General features: G+C 62.6%; 2 protein-coding genes. Both read right to left on the reverse strand.

Annotated elements, in window-relative coordinates; genetic code table 11:
• Positions 1-15: 15 nt before the first annotated feature.
• The gene (cbiE, locus tag NW837_RS00930) at positions 16-1275 is read right to left on the reverse strand and encodes a precorrin-6y C5,15-methyltransferase (decarboxylating) subunit CbiE (RefSeq protein ID WP_414328854.1); all 1260 of its coding nucleotides are present in this window, start codon (positions 1273-1275) and stop codon (positions 16-18) included.
• Positions 1276-1870 (reverse strand): hypothetical protein (locus tag NW837_RS00935; protein ID WP_414328855.1); only part of this gene is annotated, 595 nt, incomplete at its 5' end.

The following is a 1870-nucleotide window of genomic DNA, read 5'->3' on the forward strand; positions in this document are numbered from 1 at the left end:
AGAGCAACGGGGGGCTTACTGGGCTTTCCAATTTGAAGGGATCCCTTGCAGCAGGTAAACCGGGTTCAGGGGGGCAAAGCGGGTGCCCTCGGCCAGGGCGGCAGAGCGAGAGATCTGAACGTGATCCACTCGGACTTGCCAGCCGCGCGAACGCAGCCATTGCAGGGCCTCGCTGCAGGTTTCTAGGGTAGCGAAGTTGGCCACCAAGATCCCTCCAGGCCGCAGGCGGGCTTCCACCACCGGCAGCAGGTCGCGGATCCCTTTGCCGCCGCCGCCCAGCACCACCCGATCTGGGTCGGGCAAGTTGGCCAACACTTGGGGGGCTGCCCCCGGGATCACCTGCAGGTTCTCTGGGCCAAAGCGTTGCCGGTTGCGCCGAATCAGACAGATGCCCATGGCGTTGCGCTCGACAGCATAGACCTGGAGCCGAGAAGAGAGGCGGGCTATTTCGATGGCCACCGAGCCGGTGCCGGCACCGATATCCCACACCACGCCCTCTTGGGGGAGCTGCAGGGATCCCAAGGTGAGCAGGCGGATGGGCTGCTTGGTGATCAAGCCGGGCTGGTCGGGAAAGGTGTAGAACTGGTCGTCCGGGATCCCGACCAAAGGCCAGCGATGGGGATCTGGCTCCGGCTCTACTCGTCGCAGCACCACAACGTTGGGGCTGGGGAAAACGGCGTCTTCCCCTTCTTGGAGGGGCACGACCTGTTCTTGAGGGGATCCCAGTTGACTACAGACCCAGGCTTGGTAACGCACCGGCAGCCGCAGGTCGGCAATGAACTGGGCCAAGACGGTCGGTGTATGCTCCGGATCGGTGAGCACCACGATCACAGGGGATCCCTGCTTGAGAACGGCTTCCAACCGCTCCACTCCCCGCCCGTGCAGGCTGAGGATGGTCGCCTCCTGCCAGGGGATCTGCAGGCGGTTCAGGGCCAGCTGCACCGAGCTCACCTGCGGATAGAAGGCCAACCGCTCCGCTGGGAAATACTCCGTCAACAGCCGCCCGATCCCGAAAAAAAGCGGATCCCCGCTGGCCAACAAAACTAGGGATCCCTGAGCCATCTCCTGCTGCAAAAGCGGGATCCAACTTTCCACCGGCCCGGTGAGCGGGATCTTGCGGGCCGGATGATCGGTAAAGTGCCGGAGCAGATGAGGGGCTCCTGCCAAAACCCTGGCTTGGGAAAGGGGGGGGATCCCCCAGGAAGCCACAGAGCCATCCCCCGCTACCCCTACGACCGCAAGCTGAGGTGACCGCCCAGGTGCTGCCGTAGCCATTTAACGTTCGACAGGTGGGTGGTATTGGCGCATGTGATTGAGAAAATCCAGTCGCAGCTCCGCCACTTCCCGTTGCATTTCCCGCATCTCCCGAATAAAGCTGAGTTGAGCCTCGATCAGGCGGCCATCGCGCTCCCGAAATTGCTCCATCATCATGGCTTGCGCTTCCCTCAGTTCGGCAAACCCAGCCTGCATATCTCGGCGGCACTCCTGTATGGCCACCTCCAGCTCGTCTCCCCGCTCTTCGTTCTGTCGAATCCGCTCCTGGTTCTGTTGGATCAACGCCCTGATCTCCTGGATTTCGGTCTGGAGTTGGGCTTCCATAGCCTGCCGCTCGGCCCGCATTTCGGCCATCTGGGCCTCAAAGCGCTCGGCAGATCGTTGCTGCTCGGCCCGCATTTCGGCCATCTGAGCCTCAAAGCGCTCGGCAGATCGTTGCTGTTCAGCCCGGATCTCGGAGATTTGGGCTGCAAAGGCCTGCCGCATCTCAACCATCTGAGCCTCAAAGCGCTCAGCCGACCGCTGCTGCTCGGCCCGCATTTCGGCCATCTGAGCCTCAAAGCGCTCGGCAGATCGTTGCTGTTCAGCCCGGATC

The sequence above is a fragment of the Synechococcus sp. R6-10 genome (genome assembly GCF_047461815.1).
In the GTDB taxonomy this organism is placed as follows: Bacteria; Cyanobacteriota; Cyanobacteriia; order Thermostichales; family Thermostichaceae; genus Thermostichus.

Coding starts and splice junctions, on each gene's coding strand:
- cbiE (WP_414328854.1), bottom strand. CDS start 1,275: ATGGCTACGGCAGCACCTGGGCGGTCACCTCAGCTTGCGGTCGTAGGG.